The 21,603-nt window shown below is 68.2% G+C and carries 20 protein-coding genes; 16 read left to right on the top strand and 4 right to left on the bottom strand.

What is annotated here, in order from left to right; genetic code table 11:
• Positions 1–22 precede the first annotated feature (22 nt).
• The 12 genes from araD to BIX52_RS07185 all read left to right on the top strand — a co-directional run bounded on the left by araD (position 23) and on the right by BIX52_RS07185 (position 12,408).
• The gene (araD, locus tag BIX52_RS07240) at positions 23–1,768 is read left to right on the top strand and encodes an L-arabinonate dehydratase (RefSeq protein ID WP_075220375.1); all 1,746 of its coding nucleotides are present in this window, start codon (positions 23–25) and stop codon (positions 1,766–1,768) included.
• Entirely contained in the window at positions 1,755–2,723 is a 969-nt protein-coding gene (locus BIX52_RS07235; protein WP_211098157.1) for a Gfo/Idh/MocA family protein, read from the top strand. The genes araD and BIX52_RS07235 overlap by 14 nt, the downstream gene beginning before the upstream one ends.
• A 225-nt stretch (positions 2,724–2,948) precedes the next feature.
• Entirely contained in the window at positions 2,949–3,797 is an 849-nt protein-coding gene (locus BIX52_RS07230; protein WP_075220374.1) for an SMP-30/gluconolactonase/LRE family protein, read from the top strand.
• A 407-nt stretch (positions 3,798–4,204) separates the two neighbouring features.
• A complete protein-coding gene (locus BIX52_RS07225) occupies positions 4,205–5,791 on the top strand; it encodes an alkaline phosphatase family protein (RefSeq protein WP_139312729.1) in 1,587 nt (528 codons plus the stop codon).
• A 51-nt stretch (positions 5,792–5,842) separates the two neighbouring features.
• On the top strand, positions 5,843–7,021 hold the full coding sequence (locus BIX52_RS07220; protein WP_075220372.1) for an alpha/beta hydrolase: 1,179 nt from the start codon (positions 5,843–5,845) through the stop codon (positions 7,019–7,021).
• A complete protein-coding gene (locus tag BIX52_RS07215; RefSeq protein WP_075220371.1) occupies positions 7,011–7,778 on the top strand; it encodes an SDR family NAD(P)-dependent oxidoreductase in 768 nt (255 codons plus the stop codon). Before BIX52_RS07220 ends, BIX52_RS07215 begins: the two co-directional genes overlap by 11 nt.
• Positions 7,775–8,545, top strand: a complete 771-nt coding sequence (locus BIX52_RS07210) for an SDR family oxidoreductase (RefSeq protein ID WP_075220370.1) — start codon at positions 7,775–7,777, stop codon at positions 8,543–8,545. The genes BIX52_RS07215 and BIX52_RS07210 overlap by 4 nt, the downstream gene beginning before the upstream one ends.
• A 54-nt stretch (positions 8,546–8,599) precedes the next feature.
• Positions 8,600–8,881 (top strand): acyl carrier protein, encoded by a 282-nt coding sequence (locus BIX52_RS07205; RefSeq protein WP_075220369.1) that lies wholly within the window; start codon positions 8,600–8,602, stop codon positions 8,879–8,881.
• 216 nt (positions 8,882–9,097) lie between these two features.
• The gene (gene sdhC, locus BIX52_RS07200; RefSeq protein WP_075220368.1) at positions 9,098–9,508 is read left to right on the top strand and encodes a succinate dehydrogenase, cytochrome b556 subunit; all 411 of its coding nucleotides are present in this window, start codon (positions 9,098–9,100) and stop codon (positions 9,506–9,508) included.
• The gene (gene sdhD / locus BIX52_RS07195; RefSeq protein ID WP_075220367.1) at positions 9,508–9,948 is read left to right on the top strand and encodes a succinate dehydrogenase, hydrophobic membrane anchor protein; all 441 of its coding nucleotides are present in this window, start codon (positions 9,508–9,510) and stop codon (positions 9,946–9,948) included. The genes sdhC and sdhD overlap by 1 nt, the downstream gene beginning before the upstream one ends.
• A gap of 2 nt (positions 9,949–9,950) precedes the next feature.
• Entirely contained in the window at positions 9,951–11,759 is a 1,809-nt protein-coding gene (sdhA, locus tag BIX52_RS07190) for a succinate dehydrogenase flavoprotein subunit (protein ID WP_075220366.1), read from the top strand.
• Positions 11,760–12,057: 298 nt separating this feature from the next.
• Complete coding sequence (locus BIX52_RS07185; protein WP_157956212.1) at positions 12,058–12,408, top strand: BA14K family protein; 351 nt, start codon at positions 12,058–12,060, stop codon at positions 12,406–12,408.
• Between the two features lie 189 nt (positions 12,409–12,597).
• Here BIX52_RS07185 and BIX52_RS07180 read toward each other — a convergent pair whose 3' ends face one another.
• The 3 genes from BIX52_RS07180 to BIX52_RS07170 all read right to left on the bottom strand — a co-directional run bounded on the left by BIX52_RS07180 (position 12,598) and on the right by BIX52_RS07170 (position 16,819).
• Complete coding sequence (locus BIX52_RS07180; protein ID WP_075220364.1) at positions 12,598–13,824, bottom strand: calcium-binding protein; 1,227 nt, start codon at positions 13,822–13,824, stop codon at positions 12,598–12,600.
• A 213-nt stretch (positions 13,825–14,037) separates the two neighbouring features.
• Complete coding sequence (locus BIX52_RS07175) at positions 14,038–15,234, bottom strand: glycoside hydrolase domain-containing protein (protein ID WP_157956211.1); 1,197 nt, start codon at positions 15,232–15,234, stop codon at positions 14,038–14,040.
• 169 nt (positions 15,235–15,403) lie between these two features.
• On the bottom strand, positions 15,404–16,819 hold the full coding sequence (locus BIX52_RS07170) for an MFS transporter (RefSeq protein ID WP_245803147.1): 1,416 nt from the start codon (positions 16,817–16,819) through the stop codon (positions 15,404–15,406).
• Between the two features lie 353 nt (positions 16,820–17,172).
• Here BIX52_RS07170 and BIX52_RS07165 point away from each other — a divergent pair, with 353 nt between their 5' ends.
• The 3 genes from BIX52_RS07165 (at position 17,173) to BIX52_RS07155 (ending at position 19,748) form a co-directional block, all read left to right on the top strand.
• Positions 17,173–17,655 (top strand): hypothetical protein, encoded by a 483-nt coding sequence (locus BIX52_RS07165; RefSeq protein WP_139312728.1) that lies wholly within the window; start codon positions 17,173–17,175, stop codon positions 17,653–17,655.
• 236 nt (positions 17,656–17,891) lie between these two features.
• Positions 17,892–18,806 carry an ATP-binding cassette domain-containing protein gene (locus BIX52_RS23215; protein ID WP_075220361.1) on the top strand — a complete coding sequence of 305 codons (915 nt, stop codon included), beginning with the start codon at positions 17,892–17,894 and terminating at the stop codon, positions 18,804–18,806.
• A gap of 9 nt (positions 18,807–18,815) precedes the next feature.
• Positions 18,816–19,748, top strand: a complete 933-nt coding sequence (locus BIX52_RS07155) for a cation diffusion facilitator family transporter (protein WP_075220360.1) — start codon at positions 18,816–18,818, stop codon at positions 19,746–19,748.
• Positions 19,749–19,753: 5 nt separating this feature from the next.
• On the opposite strand, the gene BIX52_RS07150 is transcribed toward BIX52_RS07155, so the two are convergent.
• Positions 19,754–20,245 carry a GAF domain-containing protein gene (locus BIX52_RS07150; protein WP_075220359.1) on the bottom strand — a complete coding sequence of 164 codons (492 nt, stop codon included), beginning with the start codon at positions 20,243–20,245 and terminating at the stop codon, positions 19,754–19,756.
• Positions 20,246–20,376: 131 nt separating this feature from the next.
• Between BIX52_RS07150 and BIX52_RS07145 the strand changes: the two genes are divergently transcribed.
• Positions 20,377–21,594, top strand: a complete 1,218-nt coding sequence (locus BIX52_RS07145; RefSeq protein WP_075220358.1) for a M24 family metallopeptidase — start codon at positions 20,377–20,379, stop codon at positions 21,592–21,594.
• Positions 21,595–21,603 lie beyond the last annotated feature (9 nt).

The raw sequence follows: 21,603 nt of genomic DNA, 5'->3' as shown, positions 1-21,603 counted from the left end.
CACGGCACTCAAGGAAACGCGCATGTTCAAGAAGGCCGAGTGGCCGCGACGGCTCCGTTCGCAGGAATGGTATGGCGGGACGAGCCGGGACAACATCTACCACCGCGGCTGGCTGAAGAATCAGGGCTACCCGCACGACCTGTTCGACGGGCGGCCGGTGATCGGCATCCTCAACACCTGGTCGGAGCTGACGCCCTGCAACGGCCACCTGCGCGAGCTGGCGCAGAAGGTGAAGGCGGGCGTGTGGGAGGCGGGCGGCTTCCCGCTGGAGGTGCCGGTCTTCTCGGCGTCGGAAAACACCTACCGCCCCACGGCGATGATGTACCGCAACCTCGCCGCGCTCGCCGTGGAAGAGACCATGCGCGCCCAGCCGATCGACGGCGCGGTGCTCCTCGTGGGCTGCGACAAGACCACGCCGTCCTTGATGATGGGCGCGGCGTCGACCGACATTCCGTCGATCGTCGTCACCGGCGGGCCGATGCTCAACGGCTGGTTCCGGGGCGAGCGCGTCGGCTCCGGCACGGCGCTGTGGCAGATGAGCGAGGACATCAAGGCCGGCAAGATCACCCCGCAGGACTTCCTCGACGCCGAGCAGGCGATGAGCCGTTCGTCCGGAACGTGCAACACCATGGGCACCGCCTCCACCATGGCCTCGATGGCCGAGGCGCTGGGCATGGCGCTGTCCGGCAACGCCGCCATCCCCGGCGTCGACGCGCGGCGCAAGGTGATGGCGCAGCTTTCCGGCCGGCGCATCGTGGAGATGGTGAAGGACGACCTGAAGCCGTCCGACATCCTGACGCGCGAGGCGTTCGAGAACGCGATCCGCGTCAACGGCGCCATCGGCGGGTCCACCAACGCTGTGGTGCATCTCCTGGCGCTCGCCGGGCGCACCAAGGTGGACCTCAGCCTTGCCGACTGGGACCGGCTGGGGCGCGACGTGCCGACGATCGTCAACCTGATGCCGTCCGGCAAGTATCTGATGGAAGAGTTCTTCTATGCCGGCGGGCTGCCGGTGGTGCTGAAGCGCCTCGGCGAGGCGGGAATGCTCCACAAGGATGCGCTGACGGTCTCCGGCGGTCCTGTGTGGGACGAGGTGAAGGACGCGGTGAACTGGAACGAGGACGTGATCCTTCCGGCCGACCGCGCGCTGACGGCCTCCGGCGGCATCGCGGTGCTGAAGGGCAACCTCGCGCCTCTGGGGGCGGTGCTGAAGCCCTCCGCCGCGACACCGGCGCTGATGAAGCATCGCGGCCGTGCCGTCGTGTTCGAAGACATCGACGACTACAAGGCCAAGATCGACGACGACGCGCTCGACATCGACGAGACCTGCATCATGGTCATGAAGAATTGCGGGCCGCGCGGCTATCCCGGCATGGCGGAGGTGGGCAACATGGGCTTGCCGCCGAAGGTGCTGAAGAAGGGCATCACCGACATGGTGCGCATTTCGGACGCGCGCATGTCCGGCACCGCCTACGGCACCGTGGTGCTGCACACCTCGCCCGAGGCCGCGGCGGGAGGGCCCCTCGCCATCGTGCGCGACGGTGACATGATCGAGCTCGACGTCGCCGCCCGGCGCCTGCACATCGACCTCACCGACGAGGAGATCGCGGCGCGGCTGGCGGCCTGGCACGCGCCCGTGGCGCCGGGTACCGCGAACGGCGGCTATTCCCAGCTTTACGTGGCGCATGTCGAGGGAGCGGACACCGGCGCCGACTTCGACTTTCTGAAGGGATGCCGCGGCAACGAGGTGCCCCGTGACAGCCACTGATCCCATCAAGATCGCCATCGTCGGCGTCGGCAAGATCGCGCGGGACCAGCACGTCCCGTCGATCGCGGCGAGCCCCGCCTTCACCCTGGCGGCCACCGTCAGCGGGTCCGGCGGGGTGGAGGGGGTGGAGAATTTCGCCACCGTCGACGCGCTGCTTTCGGCGCGACCGGACGTGACGGCGGTGAGCTTCTGCAATCCGCCCCAGGTGCGCTATGCGGGCGCCCGCGCGGCGCTTGGCGCCGGGCGCCACGTGATGCTCGAGAAGCCACCCGGCGCCAGCCTGTCGGAGGTTCACGCGCTCGAGGCGCTGGCGGCGCAGTCGGGCGTGGTGCTTCAGGCGACGTGGCATTCGCGGCACGCTGCCTCCGTGCCGGCGGCGAAGGCGTGGCTGGCGGAGCGCACGGTGCGCAGCGTGTGCATCGAGTGGAAGGAGGACGTGCGCGTCTGGCATCCGGGTCAGCGGTGGATCTGGCAGGCGGGCGGCCTCGGCGTGTTCGACCCCGCCATCAACGCCTTCTCCATCCTCACCGAGATCCTGCCCGTCCCGGTCCACGTGACGGCTGCGGCGCTGACCGTCCCGGAGAATTGTGAGACACCGATCGCGGCCACGGTGGCGATGGAAGGGGCGGGCCTCACCGTTGCCGCCGCGCTCGACTTCCTGCACGAAGGCGAGCCCGTGTGGCGCCAGACCATCCACACCGACGACGGGACACTCGTGCTCGACCAGGGGGGCGCGGTGCTGAGCATCGACGGTGCGCGCACGACGGGTACGGCGTGGACCACACCCGGCATCGAGGGGGAATATCCGGCTCTTTATGCCCGCTTCGCCGCGCTGATCGCGGACGGCCGGTCCGACGTCGACCTCAGTCCGATGGTCCTGGTCGCCGACGCCTTCACGCTGGGGCAACGGGTGACGGGTCCGGCCTTCGTCGACCCCGCCGCGCAGGACGACTGAGGCCGGCGCGGCCCGCTCTCGCGGTTCCAGCCCGCTCTCGCGGTTCCGCTCGCGCTGCGGCCTTCTCCTCCGGGGCCTGCATTGTTTTGGTCGCCCCCCTAGCCTTCCCGCGCGCGGCGTAGATGATCGGCCTGCCGTGCGCGGGCCGGAGCCGTTGGTGCGCATCATGATGACTGAGCCGCCGGCGCGCGCCCGGCCGCTGCCCGCCGACGAGGGAGAGAAGAGATGACCGCTGAGCTGTTCGACGACCGCGCCTGTGAGCTGGGGGAGGGGGCGCTGTGGCATCCCGAACGCGGGCAGCTCTTCTGGTTCGACATTCTGGGCCGCCGCCTGCTGTCGCGCGGTGCCGATGGGCCGCTGGAATGGCCGATGGGTGAACTCACCTCCGCGGCGGGTTGGATCGACCGCGATACGCTGCTTCTCGCCTCCGAGACCGGCTTCTTCACCTTCGACATCATCACCGGAGCGCGCGAGATGGTGGCGCCGCTGGAGGCCGACCACCCGGCCAACCGCTCCAACGACGGGCGGGCGGATCCTGCGGGCGGCTTCTGGATCGGCACCATGGGTAAGGCCGCCGAGCCCGGCCACGGCGGCATCTGGCGCTTCTACAAGGGCGAGGTGCGGCTGCTCTTCGACACCATCACCATCCCGAACTCCATCTGCTTCGCGCCGGACGGCAGCCGCGCCTTCTTCGCCGACACGCCGACGCAGATGATCCGCACCGTGCCGCTGGACGAGGCGGGCTGGCCGGCGGGGACGCCCACGGTGTTCCTGGACCTGACGGAAGAGAAGCGCTTCCCCGACGGCGCGGTGACGGACGCCGAGGGAGGCCTCTGGAGCGCGCAATGGGGCTCCGGCCGCGTCGCGCGCTATTTCCCGGACGGCACGTTCGACCGTGCGGTGGCCGTCCCCGCGCACCAGTCCACGTGCCCGGCGTTCGGCGGGACGGACTTCGCGACGCTCTACATCACCAGCGCGTGGGAGGGGCTCGACGCGCGAGAAGCTGTGGATGGACAGACCTTTAGCATCGTGCCCGGAGGCACCGGTCGGGCTGAGCCGCGGGTCCTTCTCTGAGCCGGACCGGTCGAGCGGAACGCCCCCTTTGCCGCAGCGTTACAAGATAACTGGCATAATCATACAGCATGGGACGCGCCGCCGCGGGACGCGGGGCCTTGAAATCACGCTGCTCTCACACGCCCGTCACGTCCGGCATGATGGTGGTCCTTATGGCCGTGGCCCGATCGCGTCTCATCTGGACCGGGATTTGCTAGGACAGAAAGTTATCGCGAGGGTCGGGACGGCGGTTCGCGGCGATTGTGCGGTGCAGCATTTTGAGCTTTGACCCGCGGGGCAACACGCTTAATTGTTCCAGGGTCGCTGTTGCCGCAGGTTGCTGCGACTGCTAATCGAACCGCGCTTCCGGTATTTATTATGCCGTTAAGCTGAGCTTTGCGTTGCGCATTTGACGAGTGGGGTGAACGGTGACGAAGCGCGTACTGATGATCGGTCTCGACGGGGCGACGTTCACGCTGCTGCGTCCGCTGGCGGAGGGGGGGCACCTTCCGTTCCTGAAGTCGCTGATGGAGAACGGCACGGTCGCCAACCTGATGTCGACGCGCAATCCGCTGACGCCGCCGGCCTGGACCTCGATGATCACCGGCGTCTCGCCCGAAAGCCACGGCATCTACGACTTCCTGCGTCCGGCCTTCCTGGACGACGGTTCGGTCTACATGAACGTCAACGACCGGCGGGACAACCATGCCGAGTCGGTGTTCGCCATGGTCTCGCGCCAGGGCATGCGCGCGTCCGCCTTCAACGTGTTCGGCCTCTATCCGCCGCCGAAGGACGTTGTCGGCCACACCGCCGCGGGCTTCGTGCCGTGGAAGCACCTGCGCGGGGCGATGAGCGAGGGCCTGTTCGACAAGCTGAAGGCCTCCAACGAGTATGACTGGCGCCATCTCGCCATGGACCACTCGGAGGAGAAGAAGGTCGTCTCCGGCGTCACCGACGACGAGCGCGACGGCTGGATCAACCTGCAGAATGCGCGTGATGCGGCGTGGACCACCGTCACCTGCAACATGATGAACGAGGATCCGACCGAGCTCACCTTCGTGGTGCTCGACGGGCCGGACAAGATTCAGCACCTCTTCTGGCGCTACATGGACCCCGAGTGCTACGCAGGCGAGCCGGGCGAGGACACCGACAAGATCACCGCCGCCTGCATCGACTTCTACGAGCGCATGGACAAGAACATCCAGCGCATGGTCGAGGCGGCGGGGCCGGAGACCAACATCATCATCACGTCGGACCACGGCTTCGGGCCGACGACCGAGGTGGTGTACGTCAACGAGTGGCTGGCGCGCCGCGGTTACCTGAAGTGGTCCGACAGTGCCGAGGCCGACACCGGCAACAAGCTGACCCCGGACAAGCTGCGTGACCACCTCAACATGGTGGACTGGCGCAAGACCGCGGCCTTCGCGCCGACGCCGTCGTCCAACGGCATCTTCCTGAAGCCCGACGTCGGCAACGGGATCGGCGTGACGCCGGACAACTACCTCGAAACCGTGCTGAAGCTGCGGGACGAGCTGCTGGCGTGGAAGGATCCGAAGACCGGCACTCAGGTGTTCGTGAAGGCCGAGTGCAACAAGCTGCGCGGCGTGCCCTTCGTGGAGCCGTGCCCGGACATCACGCTGACCCTGCGGGACGGCGGCTTCGTGTCGATCCTCAACGCCGAGGAGATCGTCGTGCAGCGGGCGCTGGCGGAGGGCACGCACCGCCCGGCCGGCATTTTCGTGGGCTACGGGCCGGATTTCAAGAAAGGTCAGGAGGTCGATGCGCTGAACCTCCTCGACATCACGCCGCTGATGCTGACGCTGCTCGGCCTGCCGGTGCCGCGTAATCTGGAAGGCCGCGTGCCGACCGAGGCGCTGTCCGATGGCGTGGAGGCCGAGACGGGCGCGGCGACGCATGCGCCGGGCGGCGATGCCGGCTCGGCCGACGACCAGCCGTCCGACGAGGAGCGCGAGGCGCTGCTGAACCAGATGAAGCTGCTGGGCTACATGGACTAACGGCGTGGCCGGGCGGCGGCCGCCGCTGCCCGCCAGCGTGGAGTTGAAGTGATGCCCCAGTTGGTTCGGGCCGATCACAAGATCAACTACCAGGTCTCCGGCGCGGACGTGTCGGAGGCCGGGCCTGTTCCTGTCGCGCTGATTCACGGGCTCGGCGCCAACATCGCCTTCTGGGCGCTGGGGGCGGTGCGGCATCTGGGCGGCGAGCGGCCGATGATCCTGCACGACCTGCGCGGGCACGGCGGCTCGGGCATGCCGGAGCGGGACTATGGGCTTCAGCACCTGGCGGCCGATCTCGAATATCTCTTGGAGACCTTGGGGGCGCGGCGGGTCCACATCGTCGGTCACAGCCACGGGGCGCGGGTGGCGCTGGCGTTCGCGCTGAACCATCCGGAGAAGGTGGCGAGCCTCACCTTGGCCGACACGCAGATCGACGCGCTGCAGCCGCCGATGAAGCTGAAGGACTGGGCCGGCTGGCCGAAGTGGAAGGCCAACCTTCAGGCCCAAGGCGTCACCACCTTTCCGGACGAGGACCGCGAGATCGATTTTTCCATGCTGGCCGAGCTCGGCCCGCGCGGCGGTGCCGCGGTGGCGGGCGCTGCGGTGCCAGGCGGTGCGGTGGCCGCCGGTGATGCGGATGAGGGCGATGACGCGGGCGCCGTGGACCCGGCCGCGACGAACCCGGCGCTGGCCGAACGGCCGCGCCTCGCCGCGCTGGCGGCCGCGCGCGGCGGTGCCGCTGGGACGGGGCCTCTCGCCCAGCGCATGGCGGCGCGGCGCGGCGGGCTCAATCTCGGCACCCGTCAGATGGGCTCGCGCAGCGCCAAGAAGTGGGACAAGCTCCTCACCACCACCTCCGCCAAGGCCGAGTTCCGTGACGAGGCGATGATCGCCCCCGCGCGGCTCTCCGGCCTCACGATGCCGGTGCTCCTGATGTACGGCGACACCACCCACTGCCTGCCGACCTCCGACAAGCTCTTGGAGCTTCTGCCGCAGGCGCGGCGGGTGATCGTTCCGGGGGCGGGGCACTTCTTCCCCATCGCCAAGCCGCGCTTCTTCGCGCTGACCTTGCGCATGTTCCTGGCCGGCGTCGAAAACGGCGACGGCCTGCCGCCGAGCTTCGAGGAGAGCCGTCTCGCGGCGCGGGCGGCCCGGCCCGGCGCCCGGCGCATCTTCGCGGGGCGCGCCAGGATGGCCCAACGCGCCGGAGACCCCAATCGTGAGCTTTGAGGACGAAGTCGCCCTGGTGACGGGGGCGACAAGCGGCATCGGCCGCACCATCGCGCTGGAGCTGGCGCGGCGCGGGGCGACGGTGGTCGGCGTCGGGCGGGACCCGGCGCGGCTGGCGGCGCTGAAGGCCGAGCTCGCCGCCATCAGCGATGCGAACCACGCCGCGATCGCCGCCGACGTCGCCAGCGAGGCGGACATGGAGCGCGTCAAGGCGGCACTCGCGGAGCGCGGCGGGGTGGAGGTGTGTGTCGCCTCGGCCGTCGCCAAGATCCCCGGATTTCCGCCGCGCACCAAGGATCTGTCGCTGGCGGACTGGAACACGCAGATCGACGTGAACCTGAACGGCGTCTTCCTCGCCAACAAGATCTGCATCGACATGATGCTGGAGCAGGGCGACGGCGACATCGTCAACATCGCCTCCTCGACGACGCCGGACGGCTTGAAGGGCACGCCCATGGCGCCCGCCTATTGCGCGTCCAAATTCGCCATCTCGGCGTACTCGAAGACCATCGCGGCGGAGCTGGCGGAGGAGGGCATCCGCGTCCACGCCTTCCACCCCGGCGCGATCGACACGCCGCTGATCGCCAACACCTCGCTCGGCATGGCCTATGGCGGCAAGATGTCGCCCGAAAGCGTGGCGGTGGCGCTGGTCGGCCTCATCGAGCTGGGGCGCGAGATGGGCATCCCCGAACCGTTCTTCCTGCCGGTGCCGCAGCCCCGCGCCGCCCCGGCGACTGCCTCCGAGGACACCAAATGACCGACCTCACCGAGAGCCTCGAGGGGCGCGCGATCATCATAACCGGGGCGGCGGGCGGCATCGGCGCGGCGGCGGCGAAGGCGGTCGCGGCCAAGGGCGCGAACGTCCTCGTCGTCGACCTGTTCGCGGACCGTCTGGCGCCTGTCGCCGAGGCGGTGAACGCGGCCGGCGGCGGCCGTGCGGTGGCGTTCGCGGCGGACTGCACGTCCGAGGACGACATGGCGAAGATGGCCGAAACCTGTCTCGCCGAGTTCGGCGCCATCGACGCTCTGGTGGCCGCCGCGGGCATCCTGCGCGCGTCCGAAGGGCTGAAGACGCTGGCGCAGATGCCCTACGAGGAGTTCCGCAAGGTCGTCGACGTGAACCTGACCGGCACCTTCCTCGCCAACCGCGCGGTGCTGCCGGCGATGCTCAGCGCCAAGCGCGGCGACATCATCAACATCTCGTCGGTTTCCGGCAAACACGGGCGGGCGTTCGATTCGGCCTATTCGGCGTCGAAATTCGGCGTCATCGGGCTGACGGAGAGCCTCGCCGAAGAGGTGCAGCGGGACGGCGTGCGCGTGCAATCGCTGCTGCCGGACGCGGTGGACACCGGCATCTGGGCGCAGTCCGGCACGGCGGCCCTGAAGCCGCGGGCGATGCTGACGCCGGAGCATCTCGGCCTCTTCATCACCTACATGCTGGAGCTGCCGCGCGACGCCTTCGTGGTGAACCAGGTCGTCGCGCCCATTCCGCAGCGTAAGAAGCGCGTGAAGGCCAAGGCCTGAGCCTGCCCTCGCGTGCGACCCCATTCATTTTCGCGCTCACTGAAGGATTGACGCATGAGCAACCGCGACGAACTCGAGACGATGGTGATTTCCGTGATCTCGGAGGCGGTGCAGGACTGGGACCTCGACCTCGACGACGAGATCACCGGCAAGACGACGCTGATCGAGGACCTCAACTTCGAGTCCATCGACATCGTTCAGCTCTGCGTGGCGATCGAGGAGAAGCTCGGCAAGAAGGGGCTTCCATTCGAGTCGCTGTTCATCGAGGACGGGTCCTATGTGAGCGACGTGTCGATCGCCCAGATCTCGGACTTCCTGGCCAAAGAGACGGCCTGAGCAGGGCCGCGCAGGCAAGCGCAGCTCATGATTGCGGCGCGGCGGCCTCCCCACCCGGGGGCTCCCGCGCCGTCTGCATTTTTGCGGCCGGGTGCGGCGGAGCTGGTCCGCCAAGTTATGTGTCCTGCCATGCAATCGACCCGTCGAACGTGACTTTGCTTTGACCCTAGAAGCATTCAACGCTAGTTCATGGCGCGGGATTTAAGGGGAACCACCATGGCGAGCGCAGACACCGAGGTGAGCCGTCGGCCGCGGCCACTTTCGCCGCATCTTTCCATCTACCGGCCGATTGTGACGATGGTCATGTCCATCATGCACCGGGCGACGGGCATCATGAACATCGCGGGCCTCGTTCTGGTCGTCGCCTACCTTCTGGCGCTGGCGGCCGGGCCGGAAAGCTTCGAGTGGGTGAACGGCATCTACTCGTCCATTCTCGGGCGGATCGTTCTGGTGGCCTTCACCTGGTCGCTGATCCACCACGCCCTGGGCGGCATCCGTCACTTCATCTGGGATTTCGGCAAGATGGTCGGCGAGGCCCGCTACGACCTCGCGTGGGCGACCATCGTCGGGTCCGTCCTCATCACCACAGCGCTGTGGGCGCTGGTCGTGGTTCTGGAGAACATCTGATGCGCAGCCCCCTTCACAGCTCCGGCGACGCGTTCGGCAACGACCGCACGCCGCTGAAGACGATCCGTCATCTGGGCTCCGCGCGCGCCGGCACCGAGCATTTCATCCAGAGCCGGATCACCGGTGTCGCCAACCTCGTTCTGATCGTCGTTCTGGCGGTGGTCGCCATCTGCCTGTCGGGGCGCGACTATGCGTCCGCCGTGGCTCTGGTCGGCTCGCCCTGGGTCGCAGTGCCGCTGGCACTCGCCATCATCTCGGTCGCGATCCATATGAAGCTCGGCGTGCAGACGGTCATCGAGGACTATGTGCACGGCGCGGCGGGCATCGTGTTGATGCTCGCCACCACCTTCTTCTCCGTGGCGATCGCGGCGACCGCACTTTTCGCCATCGTGAAAATCATGCTCGCCGTCATCGCTGGCGGCGTCGAGACGGGGGCTTGAACATGGCTGTGAACGGCAACGGAACGGGCCCGGCCTACAATATCGTCGACCACGAATATGACGTCGTGGTGGTGGGCGCCGGCGGCGCCGGCCTGCGCGCCGTCGTCGGCTGCGCCGAGGCGGGCCTGCGCACGGCTTGCATCACCAAAGTGTTTCCGACGCGCTCGCACACCGTGGCGGCCCAGGGCGGCATTTCCGCCGCGCTCGGCAACATGGGCGAGGACGATTGGCGCTGGCACATGTACGACACCGTGAAGGGGTCGGACTGGCTGGGCGACCAGGACGCGATCGAATACCTCGTGCGCAACGCCCCCGCGGCGGTGTACGAGCTGGAGCACTGGGGCGTCCCCTTCTCGCGCACCGAAGAGGGCAAGATCTACCAGCGCCCCTTCGGCGGCATGACGACGAACTTCGGCAAGGGCACCGCCCAGCGCACCTGCGCCGCGGCAGACCGCACGGGTCACGCGATCCTGCACACGCTCTACGGCCAGTCGCTGCGCCACGCGGCCGAATTCTTCATCGAGTATTTCGCGCTCGACCTCATCATGGACGAGGGCCAGTGCCTCGGCGTGATGGCGATGTGCCAGGAAGACGGCACCATCCACCGCTTCCGCGCTCAGAAGACCATTCTGGCGACCGGCGGCTACGGCCGCGCCTACTTCTCCTGCACCTCGGCCCACACCTGCACGGGTGACGGCAACGCCATGGTGCTGCGCGCCGGCCTTCCGCTGCAGGACATGGAGTTCGTGCAGTTCCACCCGACCGGCATCTACGGCTCGGGCTGCCTCATCACCGAAGGCTCGCGCGGCGAGGGCGGCTACCTCACCAACTCCGACGGCGAGCGCTTCATGGAGCGTTATGCGCCGTCCGCGAAGGACCTCGCCTCGCGCGACGTCGTCTCGCGCTCGATGACGGTGGAGATCCGCGAAGGCCGCGGCGTCGGCAAGAACTCCGACCACATCCACCTTCACCTCGAGCACCTCGACCCGGCGATTCTGGCCGAACGTCTACCGGGCATCTCCGAGTCGGCGAAGATTTTCGCCGGTGTCGACGTCACCAAAGAGCCGATTCCGGTGCTGCCGACCGTGCATTACAACATGGGCGGCATCCCGACGAACTTCCATGGCGAGGTGCTGACCAAGGTGGACGGCGACCCCGACAAGGTTGTGCCGGGCCTGATGGCGATCGGCGAGGCGGCCTGCGTGTCCGTCCACGGTGCCAACCGCCTGGGGTCCAACTCGCTCATCGACCTCGTGGTGTTCGGCCGCGCCACGGCGCTGCGCTGCGCCGAGACGGTGGTGCCCGGCGATTCGCTGCCGCCGTGCCCGGCTTCGGCCTGGGAGCCTGCGATCGCCCGTCTGGACCACTTCCGCCATGCGAACGGCGGCACGCCGACGGCGGAGCTGCGTGACGACATGCAGCGCACGATGCAGAACAACTGCGCCGTGTTCCGCACCGGCGAGGTATTGGAAGAGGGCCACGAGCTGATCCACAAGGTGGCCGGCGGCGTGAAGGACATCCAGGTGAAGGACAAGACCCTCATCTGGAACACCGACCTTCTGGAGACGCTGGAGTTCGACAATCTGATCGGCCAGGCGGTCGTGACGATGGACTCGGCGCTGAACCGCAAGGAAAGCCGTGGCGCCCACGCCCGCGAGGATTTCCCCGAGCGCGACGACGAGAACTGGATGAAGCACACGCTGGCCTTCCTGAAGGACGACTACAAGGTCGTTCTGGAGGACCGCCCGGTGCACACCTACACGCTGTCGAACGCGATCGAGTACATCGCCCCCGCCAAGCGCGTCTACTGACCGGCGGCGTCCGGCGGGGACGATGGCGCCCCGCCCCGCCAGCCTGCGATGAACATGGAACGCCCCGGCTGCACTTTCAGGTGCGCCGGGGCGTTCCTATGTCTGGTATCCTGCAACGCGCATGAAACGGGAGGCGGCGGCCATGGCGGATCGAACAGGTATGCAGCCGCGGCCCACCGGCATTGCCTCAGGCACGGCGCGTGCAGGTGCCGCAACCACCGAGCGGCATTCGCGCGCGCTTTTCAGGCGCGGCACGCGGCGGGGCGCGCCATGTTGGGCGGTTCTGGCGCTGGCGGCGATGGTGACCGTCCCTGCGGGGCCGGCCGCGGCGGACGAGACCGTCACCACCCGCCGCGCGCTGTGGACCGACTATAAGGCCGTTCCCGGGCCTTGGCCGCTGGACGGTCTGCCGGAGCGCTACGGCTATCCCACCAACGAGGGCCGGGACCTTCTCGGCCCGCTCGGCGCCAATGTCGTCGGCAACATCGCCGGGCCGGTGATCCGCGTGATCGTGCCGGAGCGCCCGCCGGGGGTCGAGGGGCTGTCCGCCGAGCACGTGGCCGCATGCTCGGCCCGCTTCCGCTCCTATGACCCGGTGACCGACACCTACACAGCCCTCAGCGGAACTGTGCGCCGCTGCCCGCTCTGACCGCGGCGCTGCACGCGTCCGCACCACCCGCGCCGCGCGCTGTGCGCCGCGCCGCATAGCCATTCTCGCTCGGTCTAAGGCAAATGATCGACCAGTTGCGCCGTGGCGAGGCATCTTGTGCAGCCGGTAGCCGGCGCTACCGGCACGTACGCGACCGTGCCGGCGCCGCACCTCGGGAGGCTGGACGGATCAGATGATGATGTCGTCGGCGAAGTCGAGCGGGTTCGTGGTCTGCACCGCCAGAATGTCGCCGTCGCCGAAGTCGAAGGTGACCGTCATCTGGCGCAGCGTGACCGTCGCGAGACCGATCACCTCGTCCACCGACTCGAAGCCGAAGCCGGAGAGGTCGATGGCGTCCTGGTCGTTGCGCAGGTCTGTGATGGTATCGGCGCCGTCGCCGGGATTGTAGGTGAAAATGTCGAAGCCGCGCCCGCCGGTGAGGTAGTCGGACCCCTCGTCGCCGCCGAGCGTGTCGCCGCCATCGCCGCCGACGATGGAATCGTCGCCCTCGCCGCCCAGGATCTCGTCGTTGCCGCTGCCGCCGCTCAGAATGTCGCCGTCGGCGCCGCCGAAGATCTGATCGTCGCCGAGGCCGCCGTCGATGATGTCGTTCCCGTCACCGCCATAGATCTCGTCAGCAATGGAGGAACCGACGACCGTATCGTTGCCGGCGCCCATGTCGATGAGGCCGTTGACGATGCCGGAGTTGAAGATCGAAATCCCGTCGTTGCCGCCGCCGAGCAGAACATCCCCGTCGATCAGGCCGGAGTTGACGATGTAGTCGGCGCCGTCGCTCAGGGAACCGTCGATCGCGATGGCCGAGCCGGTGGCGACGGTGCCGGAATTGATGACCACCGTGGCGCCGTTCTCGATCGTGCCGAGGAAGATGCCCGCGAGGTCGCCGCTGATCGTGCCGGAATTCGTCAGCACCGAGCCGGTGTCCCAGATGCCGATGCCGATGCCGGTCGTGCCTTCGATCGTGCCGGTGTTCAGGATCGTGTCGCCACCGCCGGTGGAGTCGATCCCGCTGGTCAGACCGCTGATCATCCCGGTGTTGACGATCGAGTTGGCGCCGCCGTTCAGATCGACGCCGATGCTGCCGGCGCCGGTGATGCTGCCGGCGTTGATGATGGTGAGCGCCAAGGCGTCGGATGAGATACCGTCTTCGGCGCCCGTGACTTCGCCGTCCGCGGTCACCAGGATCACGCTGGAGTCGGCGCCGATGCCGAGGTGCACGGCATCGCTGCCGCTGGAGGAGATCGACCCGCCGACCCACAGGGCGGAATTGCCGAATCCGGCGAAGTTGAAGCCGACGCCGGTGTTGGTGACCGCGGTTCCGCCGGCGTTGATCCAAAGATCACCACTGCGCAGCAAGGTGATCCCGTCATATTCGTCGCCCGTAAAGAAAAAAGCCATTCAAAATACCTCGACGTGCTGGCCGGTCAGCCGGCCAAGTTCGGGCCAAAAGTTAGCGTAGAAGTCCGCCAAACGAGAATAAAATTTTGCATCGGCTCAAATTTGATCCGTTGCGGTCCGGTTTGCGCCAGATGGTTCTTGACAGGGCGAGGCAGACAGGAGCGGGAGAAGCGCCCGCTATTGTCACCCCACCGCGCCATGCAACGGCCGCGTCTACGAGGGGCAGCGGGCACCCGCGCGCTGGCCGCGGCTGTGGATCCACTGCGGCTTCACGCCGAAATGCGGCGTCAGGTTGGAGCGGGCGGTCCAGCCGTCGAAGCTGCCGTCGTCGTCGTGGTCGACCTCCACGAGATCGCCGCTGGTGCGGCCGATGCGGGCCGAATTGGCGTAGTCGATGGTGGACGGGTGGGTGACCGTGCGCCCGCCCTGGCAGCGCGGCACGGACGAGATGAGGTCCCGCGCGCCGGACGAGGCGGCCTTGCGGATGCGCGCGTCACCGTCGCAGGCGAAGCGGCGCGCGGCGTAGACGGCTTTGACGCGGTTCGGGTCGATGCGGGCCGGGCCGCGGCGGGTCCAGAAGCCGAGCCCCTGGTCGGCGAAGCGGGCGTTCTTCACGTTGGTGTCGAGCGGCAGGCCGCGGCGGCATTGGCCGGGCGTGCCGCCGAACCACTCCAGATTGACGCCGTTCTGGAAGAGGTGCCAGCGGCCCGAATTGTGGAAGTCCGACGAGCCCGGATAGGCGCGCGAGGCCGACAGCCAGGCGTAGGTGATGAGGCGGCGGTCGAGCAGCACGTCCAGCGCATCGCCATTGCCGTAGGCGCCGAGCACGTAGCCCGCGCGGGTCACCGTGCGCTTCACCTCCTCGAAGTAGGCGACCATGGCGCGGCTGGTGGCGACATCGGTCTTGGAGAAGGCGATGTCGACGCCGAAGAAGATCGACGAGCCGCGCGGCTGTCCGAGCGCCTTGGCTTGCTCCACGGCGGCGCGCGCGTCGAGGTCGGCCTCCTGGGCGGGGCTGCGCTCGCGATTGGTGGGGCGGCAGTCGGCCCCGGCGAGCGGCTTGCCGTCACGGTCGCGGCCGACGAACTTGTTCTTGGAATCGTTGTTGTATTGGTAGATCGACAGCACCGCCATGCCGCTGTCGAGGATGCGGCGCACCTCGCTGCTCGGGTCGTTGATGCCACCCTGGTCGATCAGCCGCTTCTCGGGAATGTGGCGCTCGGGCTGCGGGCAGCGGGCGAGGTAGCGGCCGATCACCTGAACCCCGTTCTGGCGCAGGTCGTCGATGAAGGGGCGGGTGTCCCATGCGGCGTCGATGATGACGGCGCGGGTGTCCTGCGCGGCGGCGGGGAGGGCAGGGGCGAGCGCGGCAAGGACGGCGGCAACGCCTGCCGCGAGGGTGCGTCTCATGCCGTGAGCGTTCATCCGCCGTGTCATCGTTCACCTCTGATCCAGACCGGCGGGACGGTGCCGAGGCGGGCCGCACACGTCAAGGATGCGGCGCGCGGCCAAAGCGCCGGGCGGAACGGAGGGCGGACACGATGGCGCGAGGCGGCGCCGTGAGCGGCCGCGCCGGCGCTCAGGTGCTGGCGACGGGGGTGCGGGAGGCGCGCACCGCCGCCCCGCTGACTTCGGCCCCCGCATCGCCCGGCAGGCGGACGTAAAAGGCGATGGCGCCGAGGGCGAGGGCCGCCACGGTTAGGAATGCGGGCACGAAGTCGCTCGCCAGGATGGTGTCGTCGGCACGGCCGAGGCGCTGGATCTCCACCACGAAGGCCCCGAGCGCCACGCCGAGCGCCAGCGACACCTGCTGCGCCACGCTGGAGAGGCTGGTGGCGCGGCTCATGCGGGCGGAGGGCACGTCGGCATAGGCGAGCGCGTTGAGGCAGGTGAACTGCAGCGAGCGGAAGAAGCCGCCGACGAGGATGATCGAGGCGATCGCGATGGCGCCGATGTCGTAGGTGAAGAGCGCCATGGCCCCGACGCAGACCGCTGCGATGACGCCGTTGGCAATCAATGTGCGCCGGAAGCCGAAGCGGCCGACGATGGGCTTGGCGGTCATCTTCATCAGCAGTGCCCCCGCCGCGCCGAGGAAGGTGAGGCTGCCGGCGTGGAAGGCGTTCATGCCGAGGCCGAGCTGCAGGGCCAGCGGCAGAAGGAACGGGATGGAGCCGATGCCGATGCGAAACAGCGATCCGCCCACGGTGCTGATGAAGAAGGTGGGCGTCTTCAACAGGCCGAGGTCGAGCAGCGGGCGGGCGACGCGCGGGGCGTGCCACAGATAGGCCGCGCCGCAGACGAGGCCGCCCGCCACCATGGCGAGCGCGACCGGAACCGGCAGCATCGCCTGTCCCAGCGTGGAGAGGCCGAAGACGAGGCCGGACAGCGCCGCGCCCGACAGGACGAAGCCGACGACGTCGAGCGGCGGCCGGTCCTCGGACTTCACCTCGCCGATGAACAGGCTGACGAGGAGGATGCCGATCGCGCCAACGGGGACGTTGATCCAGAAGATCCAGCGCCAATCGAAGTAGGTGGCGATGAAGCCGCCCAGCGGCGGGCCCATCAACGGGCCGAGGAGGGCGGGAGTGGTGAACCACGCCATCGCGTCGAGGAGCTTCGATTTCTCGGTCGAGCGCAGGAGGACGAGGCGGCCGACCGGCGTCATCATCGCCCCTCCCGCGCCCTGGACGATGCGGGCCATGACGAATTCCGGCAGCGACGAGGCGGCCGAGCACATCACCGAGCCAACGACGAAAACGGCGATGGCGAGGCGGAAGACGAGACGTGCGCCGAACCGGTCCGCCGCCCAGCCCGAGATGGGGATGAAGGTGGCGAGGCTGATGAGGTAGGAGGTCAGCGCCAGTTTCAGGCGGATCGGGTCGGACCCGATGTCGGCGGCGATCGTCGGCAGCGCGGTGGAGAGCACCGTGGAGTCGAGGTTCTCCATGAAAAGGGCCGAGGCGACGATGAGCGCGGTGACGTTCGGGCGAGACACGGGTGGTCCTGACGGGCAACTGGCGGGGACTGTTGAGTGTACCTGCACCCATTCGCAGCGGAATCAAGTGGAATGCGCAAGCGGCGGGCCGGGCAACGCGGGCGCGATCGTCGTGATCCCAGGGCGGCCTGCGTGGTGCCGGTGCTTGCTAGACCATTCGCGTTTCGGCCGGTTCGACGCCTGGGATGGGCTGCTTGGCACGCTGCGCCGGGTATGCATAACTGTGCCTTATGAGAACGGAATGGCGAACCAGCACGGCCTCATGCGACGCACGGCGCGGCGTCCCGGTCGAATCGCCGCACGGCGCGGCACCCGCATCGGGACCGCTACGTCGCCACACTCAGGGGCAGTCGATGCGCAAATATTCCGGTTCCTGTGCGGCGGCGCTCACGGCGGGGCTTGCCGCCGCGTTGCTGCTTGGCGGCCAAGCTGCGGCGCAAAACCAAACTTCGACGCACAGCATGGTGGAGCGCGCGATCATCGGCTCCAACCCGTGCAGCGACTTCCCGACGCTCCGGCGCCTGGAGGATGTCGAGGTCGGCAGAATCCGGCTCGATGTGGTGGGCGACACGATGAACGCCAGCGTCACCGGCAGCCTGACGTGCGCGACCGGGAAGCAAGCGCCCATCGCCGCCACCGCCGGCATGGAGATCGCCGCGCGCGCGGAGGTCGGTCTCGCCGATTGCGCGGTGCGCAGCCTGTCTGTCGAGGCGCAATCCTTCCACGGCACGGGTGCCGACATTTTGCGCAAAGTGTGGGAGCCGGTGCTGCGTCCCCTGGTCGAAGCGAAGTCGCGTGAGGCCGTCGTGCAGGTTTGCAAGTCCCTGACTCGCTAGCCGGTCAGCCGCTAAACCGGGCGGCGCGCTCGCAGGATCGGCACACGATCCGCCGATCCATGCCTGGCAAAATGGCATTCAGCCATTGACGCGGCGCGAAAATACGTCAGAAATTTCACACATTGGTGCAGCTTGTTTCATTTGTGTGCAGGCAAATTTTCTTGGCATTCCAATTGCTTTTCGGAAAGGCGTCACATCTGCGCGGCTCGTGTCTGCCGTAGCTCGAAGGGGAACGAATGGCAGACCTCCTCACCGTCGAGGGGCTGACCCGCAGCTTCTACGGAGTTCACGCCCTGCGCGGCGCGGACTTTGCGGTGAAAGCCGGGTCCATCACCGGCCTCATCGGTCCCAACGGAGCGGGCAAGACCACCGCCTTCAACTGCATCTCCGGCGTCATCCCGCCCGAGGCCGGCCGCGTGACCTTCGACGGCACCGACATCACCGGCTGGCGGGCCGATCAGATCAGCCTGCGCGGGCTGGTCCGCACCTTCCAGATCGCCCGTGGTTTCCCCAAGCTGTCCGTGTACGAAACGCTGATGCTGCATGGTGACGCGCAGCCGGGCGAGCATGTCGGCACCGCGCTGTTCCGCCCGGCCCGCCACGGGTTCACGCCCGCCACCGGCTCGTCGAGCAGAATGAGGTTGGTGCCGCCCATCAGGCGCGGCCGATCTCGAGGAGCTTCTTCTGCCCGCCCGAAAGGTCGCTGGAGACGTTGCCGAGCACGTAGAACAACGTTAGCCGCGCCGCGACCTCCTGCGCCCGCTGCGCCGGCTCCTTGTCACACACGTGCCCTCGGCCTCGGCGGGGTGCTCTATGCGCACTTCACCAGCTACATCGCGCCGGACATTTTCCGCCCGCTTTTGACGATCTACATCTTCCTGTCGTTGACGGCGGGGGGCACGGGCAACGCCACCGGCGCGGTGGTGGGCGCGGTCATCGTGATGTTCATCCTGGAGGGCAGCCGCTTCATGGAGGGGGTTGTCCCGGGGCTCGGCGGCGCGCAGGGCGCGGCGCTGCGCGAGATGGTGATCGGCGCGCTCCTCATCCTCATCATGCGGCTGAAGCCGTCCGGCCTCATCGCCGAGCGGCCGCCCAAGCCGCCGGTCGCGCTGGCGGCGGACGCTGCCCCGCGCGGGCAGGGCGGCCGGTGAGGCGAGCGGTTGACCCAATCCAGCCTCCCCTGCGCGTCCGCCGGACGGCCGCGCCTCTCCTTCGAGCGTCTGCAGCTCGTGTCGATCACGCTGTCGACGGTGATCGCCGGGCCGCAGATCATCGCCGCCTTCGGGTCGACGTCGATCGGCATGATCGGCGACGCGCTGTTCACGCTCATCTACATCCTCTTCTCGGTGCTGGTGTTTTTGACGATGCGGGCGGCGCGGCGCGCCTGCGCTCTGGTGTTTCCCTACGGCACCGGCAAGATCGAGGCGATCGCCGGGGCGATTCTCGGTGTGTCCTTCACGCTGTCGGGGCTCGGCATCGGCGCGGTCAGCCTCTACCGGGCGCTCGATCCGCCGCAGCCGGAGAACGTGACCGGGCCGCTCATCGTCACCGGCATTCTGGTAGTGCAGTCGGCGGGGCTGTGGCTGGCGTCACGCCCGCTCGCGCGCGAACCGTCCGGCGTGGTGAAGGTCTGGCGGCGGGCGCAGGCGATCGACGTCGTCGGCCTGTCGGTGACCATGGTGCTGGTGGCGGCGGCCTCCATGGTGCCTCAGCTTGCGATCGGCGACGCGGTGGCGGGCTTCATCATCGCCGGGGCGATGCTGTTCACCGCCTATCAGACCTTCCACAACGCCTTCTGGGAGCTGGCCGACAAGGCGCTGGAGGAGGAGGTTCAGCTTCTCATCCTGGGCGGCCTCGCCGAGCGGTTCGACGATTTCGACGACATCCTGGCGATCCGCACGCGGCGGTCGGGCGGGGTGCCGATCGTGGAGATCACGCTCGGCTTTCGCGAGGGGCGGGACTGGGCGGCGGTGGTCGCCCAGTGCGCCGCGGTGCGGCAGAGCGTGGCGTCGCGCGTGGAGGGCGCCTCCGTCACGGTGCTTCCGGCGACGGAGGAGCTCGTCGCGCCGCAGCCTTCGGGGAAGGCCGCGTGAGCCGGTCAGGCGAGGGCGCCGCCGTGCTGCCGCTCGATCAGGAAGGCGGCCGCCGCGAAGGGGATCAGCGCCTCGGCCATGGCGATACGCTCCGGCGTATATTGCCCCGCCGCGTGGAGGAGGTTGATCGAGCCGATCACCTCGTCCGCCACGACCACCGGAACGTTGAGGCAGCTTTCGCAGCCCAGCGAGAAGATCAGCTCGTGGTCGTAGAAATTCTCCTTCACAGCGTCCGGTCCGTCGCTGAGGACGCTCTTGCGCCCGTTCAGCATCAGGTCGGTGATCGTCGTGTCGGCGATCTTCTTCGTGCCGCCCGCCGGGTAGGCGTCCGGCATGTTGGAGAAGCTGCGCCGCAGCAGCCCGGCCGTCTGGTCGATGGTGAGCGCGGTGAAGAGTTTCACCCCCGGCCCGGCGGCGGCCATTTCGGCGAGGGCCGCGAAGGCGGCCGCGGGCTGGTCGGGCTCGGCGATGGCGCGGGTGAAGGCCGAAACGTCCATGAAGCGTCCTCTCGGTTCGGCGGCGAGGGCCGCCCTGCCTCAGACTACGCCAGCCTGGTCTTAAGTGTCTGCAAGACTGAAGAAAAATTGGAGCAAATAATGGCGCGTCAGTTAGTCGAGAGAGTGGCTCGATGACCATCGGTGTGGGCGTGTCCTCCGCGCAGGACGAACTCGACAAGTTGAAGCCGATCACCGGCGGCCGCGTTCCCATCGGTATCGACGAGCATCAGGAGCGCGTGAAGCGGGCGCAGGCGCTGATGAAGGCGGAGGGCATCTCCGCGCTCTACCTCGATACCTCGGTGAACCTCTTCTATTTCACCGGCATCCAGTTGAAGCCGACCGAGCGCTTGCACGGGGCGATCATCCCGGCGGCGGGCGAGGTGACCTATTTGTCGCCCGCCTTTGAGGAGCCGAAGACGCGCTCCATGCTGAAGTTCGGCGACGACATCCGCTGCTGGGAGGAGCACGAGGACCCGACGGCGCTGGTGGCCGACACCATCGCCTCGCTGGGTTACGAGAACGGTGTCGTGGCGGTGGACCCGGCGACGCCTTTCTTCACCTTCGACGGGCTGCGCCGGCACGGCAACCGCTACGATTTCCGCAACGGCATGGACGTGACGGCCAAGCTGCGCTCCGAGAAGTCGTCGGCCGAGATCGCGCTGATGCAGCAGGCCTTCAACGTCACCGCCGAGGTGCAGCGGATCGCCGCGCGCGTTCTCTACGAGGGCATGATGACGACGGAGGCGCAGGCCTTCGTGCAGGAGGCGCACCGGCGTCTGGGCGCCGTGCCGACATCGTCCGCGCCGCTGATCCTGTTCGGCGAGGCGACCGCTTATCCGCACGGCGTCGACTACCCGCAGGAGCTGAAGAAGGGCGACATGGTGCTGTTCGACCTCGGCTGCTTCGTCGGCGGCTACCGGTCTGACATCACGCGCACTTACGTCTTCGGCGATCCGACGCCGCGCCAGCGCGAGGTGTGGGAGATCGAGCAGGCGGCGCAGCTCGCCGGATTTGCCGCCGCGCAGCCGGGTGCGCCCTGCCACGCGGTGGACGATGCGGCACGCGGCGCGATCGAGGCGGCCGGGTTTGGCAAGGATTATGCACTGCCGGGGCTTCCCCACCGGACCGGCCACGGCATCGGTCTGGAGGTGCACGAGGAGCGATATATGGTGAAGGGCAACACGGCGCCGCTGACGAAGGGGCAGTGTTTTTCCATCGAGCCGACGATCTGCATCTATGGCGAGTTCGGCATCCGGCTGGAGGATTGCGCCTACATCGCCGACGATGGGCCGAAGTGGTTCTCGGGTCCGTGCCACACTGTGGACGATCCGTTCGGTTACGACGCCTAAATATACGTA

It is taken from the genome of Acuticoccus yangtzensis, assembly GCF_001927245.1.
In the GTDB taxonomy this organism is placed as follows: Bacteria; Pseudomonadota; Alphaproteobacteria; order Rhizobiales; family Amorphaceae; genus Acuticoccus; species Acuticoccus yangtzensis.
The sequence above is the reverse complement of the archived record's forward strand: the minus strand, read 5'-3'. Positions and strand labels throughout refer to the sequence as shown.

Bases quoted from the DNA above. Each gene is read 5' to 3' on its own strand.
- araD (WP_075220375.1), top strand. From the start codon at position 23: ATGTTCAAGAAGGCCGAGTGGCCGCGACGGCTCCGTTCGCAGGAATGG.
- BIX52_RS07230 (WP_075220374.1), top strand. From the start codon at position 2,949: ATGACCGCTGAGCTGTTCGACGACCGCGCCTGTGAGCTGGGGGAGGGG.
- BIX52_RS07220 (WP_075220372.1), top strand. From the start codon at position 5,843: ATGCCCCAGTTGGTTCGGGCCGATCACAAGATCAACTACCAGGTCTCC.
- BIX52_RS07210 (WP_075220370.1), top strand. From the start codon at position 7,775: ATGACCGACCTCACCGAGAGCCTCGAGGGGCGCGCGATCATCATAACC.
- BIX52_RS07205 (WP_075220369.1), top strand. From the start codon at position 8,600: ATGAGCAACCGCGACGAACTCGAGACGATGGTGATTTCCGTGATCTCG.
- sdhC (WP_075220368.1), top strand. From the start codon at position 9,098: ATGGCGAGCGCAGACACCGAGGTGAGCCGTCGGCCGCGGCCACTTTCG.
- sdhD (WP_075220367.1), top strand. From the start codon at position 9,508: ATGCGCAGCCCCCTTCACAGCTCCGGCGACGCGTTCGGCAACGACCGC.
- sdhA (WP_075220366.1), top strand. From the start codon at position 9,951: ATGGCTGTGAACGGCAACGGAACGGGCCCGGCCTACAATATCGTCGAC.
- BIX52_RS07185 (WP_157956212.1), top strand. From the start codon at position 12,058: ATGGTGACCGTCCCTGCGGGGCCGGCCGCGGCGGACGAGACCGTCACC.
- BIX52_RS07180 (WP_075220364.1), bottom strand. From the start codon at position 13,824: ATGGCTTTTTTCTTTACGGGCGACGAATATGACGGGATCACCTTGCTG.
- BIX52_RS07175 (WP_157956211.1), bottom strand. From the start codon at position 15,234: ATGAGACGCACCCTCGCGGCAGGCGTTGCCGCCGTCCTTGCCGCGCTC.
- BIX52_RS07165 (WP_139312728.1), top strand. From the start codon at position 17,173: ATGCGCAAATATTCCGGTTCCTGTGCGGCGGCGCTCACGGCGGGGCTT.
- BIX52_RS23215 (WP_075220361.1), top strand. From the start codon at position 17,892: ATGGCAGACCTCCTCACCGTCGAGGGGCTGACCCGCAGCTTCTACGGA.
- BIX52_RS07150 (WP_075220359.1), bottom strand. From the start codon at position 20,245: ATGGACGTTTCGGCCTTCACCCGCGCCATCGCCGAGCCCGACCAGCCC.
- BIX52_RS07145 (WP_075220358.1), top strand. From the start codon at position 20,377: ATGACCATCGGTGTGGGCGTGTCCTCCGCGCAGGACGAACTCGACAAG.